General features: G+C 35.0%; 4 protein-coding genes and 1 pseudogene. 4 read left to right on the forward strand and 1 reads right to left on the reverse strand.

Annotated elements, in window-relative coordinates:
- Nucleotides 1-167 precede the first annotated feature (167 nt).
- The 4 genes from MUB24_RS22655 to MUB24_RS22670 are packed head-to-tail and all read left to right on the forward strand — an operon-like array spanning nt 168 to nt 3,071.
- Nucleotides 168-1,466: a hypothetical protein gene (locus MUB24_RS22655; protein ID WP_244707960.1), complete on the forward strand. Its 1,299-nt coding sequence runs from the start codon at nt 168-170 to the stop codon at nt 1,464-1,466.
- Nucleotides 1,467-1,486: 20 nt separating this feature from the next.
- Nucleotides 1,487-2,338 carry a hypothetical protein gene (locus tag MUB24_RS22660; protein WP_244707962.1) on the forward strand — a complete coding sequence of 284 codons (852 nt, stop codon included), beginning with the start codon at nt 1,487-1,489 and terminating at the stop codon, nt 2,336-2,338.
- Between the two features lie 59 nt (nt 2,339-2,397).
- The gene (locus tag MUB24_RS22665; RefSeq protein ID WP_244707964.1) at nt 2,398-2,892 is read left to right on the forward strand and encodes a hypothetical protein; all 495 of its coding nucleotides are present in this window, start codon (nt 2,398-2,400) and stop codon (nt 2,890-2,892) included.
- Complete coding sequence (locus MUB24_RS22670; RefSeq protein ID WP_244707966.1) at nt 2,889-3,071, forward strand: hypothetical protein; 183 nt, start codon at nt 2,889-2,891, stop codon at nt 3,069-3,071. The genes MUB24_RS22665 and MUB24_RS22670 overlap by 4 nt, the downstream gene beginning before the upstream one ends.
- A 646-nt stretch (nt 3,072-3,717) precedes the next feature.
- On the opposite strand, the pseudogene MUB24_RS22675 reads toward MUB24_RS22670, so the two are convergent.
- Nucleotides 3,718-4,170 (reverse strand): annotated as a pseudogene (locus MUB24_RS22675) (IS1634 family transposase); the annotation flags it as partial.

Genomic DNA, 4,170 nt, shown 5'->3' on the forward strand with positions numbered 1-4,170 from the left:
CAAATTACCTGACTATTTGCGAAATCCACTACTTCATGCTGGGACAGCATGATAATAGAATTGTACCTATCCCTTTCATACCAAGCGTTAAGGCTTATTTAGCATGTCCGAAACTTGAGTTAGTAAGCCTCCAAATAAATTGGGGGTTTTTTATTTGGAGGTGCTTTATGAAAAAAGGAAAACAAAAATTGGATCCTCTCAAAGAGAAGGTCAACAACATACTTAATGCTATGAGTGTTGAAGAAATGTTATTGAAGCAAGATAGAATGTTTAACATTATGAATCACCAGTTGTTTATTCGCCCTCCACAATCTGTGGAGGATTCATATACATTTGGATGGCTTCGGGGATTGGCCATGATGACGGACACGATGCTTGATGGGAAATGGTATCACTGGTTACTCACTAATGCTACTGGGGAGATAGATATAGATTCATTTCCAGATACTAGGATCACTAGTGATTCAACTAGCGGCAGCATGGGGGAGAAGATGTTAGAAGAATGTATGAAAATCATTTACTCCAATGGGTATAGGGTAAATGATTTTATTGAATGGATAGGATATGCTCTTGGTATTTCCTGGTTTGAAAAACCTAGACTTCCTGAAGCTATATGGAATAAGTTGTATCAAACTTTTAACTTAGATCTTTTACTTATGGAGCCGGCAGATTACTTATCAAATTTTGTTTCTGTTCATGGACAAAGTGGACATTTAGATTATTATCCTACTCCTATGTCCATAACTTCAATGATGAATATGATGATTTCTGCAGACAATGAATCACGAAACTGCAGCCAATTTGAGCCTTGCATTGGTGGAGCTGCCATGCTATTACCATCTAACTCGTTAAACCTTATAGGAGTCGACTTAAGCCTAATCATGGTGAAAGTAGCAAGTATTCAAGCTTTTCTTTATAAGCCTTGGATGTTGTATGTACCGAAACCAATTGTAGGTGTTCATGCGGATCCCCAAGCATTAACCATCAATAGATACTTTGAATTTAATGTGGATACTCGTATCTATTATGGGAACTCCTTATTAGAAGAATATCGGGTTCCTAAGCATATCTTTGAGGAAAATAGTGAGTGGATTGATGTGTATTGTCATCCTCTTGATTTATCAAAAAGAGAAATTTTTAAGTATGAAGAAGATATGATGCATCCCTGGGAAAGTATTCCACATGATCAAAAGATTAAAATTGTAAAAGCACAAGCAAGAGAGATAGGGTGGGATACTGTGACCACAAACCCACCATTTAATGCTACGCTTGGCAAATCAGCTAAAGCTGAAATGTCTAACATCGAAGATAGTAACAGAGCTTTTCTTGAAGAAAGAAAAGTCAGGTTAGCTGAATATAAGAAGAAAAATATTATAGTGGAGAAGATCATACAGGAAGTGAATATCAAAATATCTGAATCTAAAAGTAAGAAAGTAACACAAGGACAATATGAAATGGTGTTTTAACACAAAAAGGAGTTTTTAAAATGAGCAAAAAAGACAATTTTTTAATTGACAAAATGTTTTTACCTGAGTCTGAAGAAGAAATAGAAACTAGGAGAAGAAAAAACTTTGAACTTTCCAAGCTAAATCCCGAAAATATGTCTTACTGGTTTCCTAAAATTGAGTCTTCCACCACAAAAGATAATTCGATTTTGCAAATCCCTATAACGAGGATCATCCAAATGGATTATTCCACATGGACCTGGTTGCGTTCTGATGACTACTCTGATAATAATGTTAAGGTTTTTAATGATGTTCTTCTTGGAAAAATTCAAGATTTTATGGATGGGAAAAAATTGTTTATGAAAACTGGCATTTTTAGTGATAAGTTTGTTTTCGATAAGACAATTGTTGAAGATAAAAATAGAGAAGAAGTAGGAAGATATTTTTTAGATATTTATTACAATTCAATGGTTGTAGGCGCAGATACGACATCTGAAATTGTATTTAGAGAATACATTGAAGATAAAGAAGAACTTCCAACGATATATTATGGAATGCCTTTACACACTGAATTTCGAGTGTTTTATGATTTCGATGAAAAGAAGTCTGTAGGAGTGGCCAATTACTGGCATCCTGATGTAATGGAGATAGGGTTGTACAACAAGAAAGATCAAACAGTTTATAGTCATGAAAAAGATCGTATTGTAAAAGAATACAGAGAAAACAAAGAAATGGTTGTCTCTGAAGTAGAGAAATATATGGATGGCTGTAGCGGGTTATCAGGAAGATGGTCAGTCGATGTAATGAAGAATGCGGAAGATTATTGGATAATTGATATGGCAAGGATGGAGAGAAGTGCACTTGTTGATATGATGGAAGAAGTAATAAAATAAAGATCAAGCCCTCTCATTGGAGAAAAACGTTTATAATGATAGTCAGGCGGTGATTTTATTTGAAATTTAACATTATAAATAAACATAACAATGAGATTTACCCAGGTGTGCTTCATCGACTTCTCCTAAATGATTTAGCTATAAACCCCATACGGTGGACATTTGATTGGAAAAAAGAAATATTAGATCCTCATTATCAACCGTATAAATTATTAATTGTTGGTGACAATCATATACAGGGATTAATATCATTTGAAGAAATTGATGATGGAGAAGGATATATTTTTGTTAGATATTTGGAGTCTGCACCCCACAACAGAGGTCCTAATGGGGAGTTAAGAATAGCACCAGCATTATTGGCTTATGCTTGTAAAAAGAGCTTTGATAAGGGCTATGATGGTTATGTTTGTATCCATATAAAACTCGATAAAAAACTGATTAGATATTACGAAAATTTGGGAGCAAAATATATAGGAAATCAACGAATGATTTTAGATTCATTTGCTTCCAATCACCTAATTAAGTTATACTTAAATAAAGGAGAAGGAGTGTGATGAAATTGATTAAAAATCTAAATCATATCACCTGCAGGCAAGACAAGCTACACGATCTAGCAGAGGAATCAACAAATGGTGTTTTTGCCATTGCTCCTGAAGAAACTAAAGAAGAGCGAAAAAAGAATCATGATTTGGTGAATAATTTTATAAAAAAGAGTAAGAAAAAAGCCCTTTAATTAGGGTGTTTTTGCACATCCCCCTAAAAGGTGGAATAAGCCTGTAATCCTTGTGTGACCTAGGTTTTTAGATGGGTCACTTAATATGCCCATAAGTAAACATAAGGTCATTTATGTTTACTTACGCCTTACAAAACATCCTTATCGGGAGCATAACGAAACATAATTTATCCTGTTTGGGATTTAATCAAGGAAACATAATTTATTATTCCCCTTTTTCGGGGCGTTGGGCAAAAACACCCAAGTGTCATTTTATCATAAATCTAAATTTGATTGTATCCCTTTATTACATATTGTTCCCAAGTACAATAAACATTGTATCCCTCTGGAGTAATCCATCATTTAAAACAATTCTTTTTTCTCCGTATATAGAATATGTAGATAACTCTCCTTGATAAAAAATTTTAAAAAATGTGAAACTTTTTTTCTCATATTGACGTCTTTAGTTAAAGTAACATATTTAGAAAAATAAAATAAGGAGCATTTCTAACCCATATTCCGCGCTACACCTACCACGCAAAATTTTTTTGGCAAAGCCCACTGTCATAAAAGCAACCGATCATTGCTCTTATGACAGTGTTTTATAAATAAAGACAGCACACAACATATATCGACACAAACGAAGCAAAAGGATTTTAAGCCTATGTTACTGGCCTGTTTTTTCGACAATCTTTTGACCTTGCGGCTCCGTAAAAACACTCTCACTCAAGCCAAGTAAACCTAAAATACGTTCCACACGAGCTTTTCCGTTGACCGATAATACACGGACGATTCCTTCTTCCTGTTTAAAGTGTACGATGTCCACTGTATCCAGAATCTCCAAGACAGACTCTCCTGTTGGTCGAAAACTATTTCTGCTCCCGCCCATCAAATCCAGCGGTTCGTTCTCACCTTCCATGTTTTTACGAATGAGGTACTCAAAAACGCTATACACCATGACGCTCAACATCATGACATAGGCGAAGGCTTCCACTCGCTTGGGTTTTTCTAGGTAAATCCTTCCCACGAAATAAGGATTTTTCAAAAATCGAAAACGATTTTCTACGGTCTGTTGCCCTTTGTAGGCTTTTAGCAAGTCTACATCGGATAATTTTTCTCC

Origin of the sequence: Lederbergia sp. NSJ-179, from assembly GCF_022867885.1 — a bacterium.
Classification (GTDB): domain Bacteria; phylum Bacillota; class Bacilli; order Bacillales; family Bacillaceae_C; genus Lederbergia.

What these genes read in the sequence shown, in the direction of transcription:
- MUB24_RS22655 (WP_244707960.1), top strand. Translation starts at nt 168, where the DNA reads ATGAAAAAAGGAAAACAAAAATTGGATCCTCTCAAAGAGAAGGTCAAC.
- MUB24_RS22660 (WP_244707962.1), top strand. Translation starts at nt 1,487, where the DNA reads ATGAGCAAAAAAGACAATTTTTTAATTGACAAAATGTTTTTACCTGAG.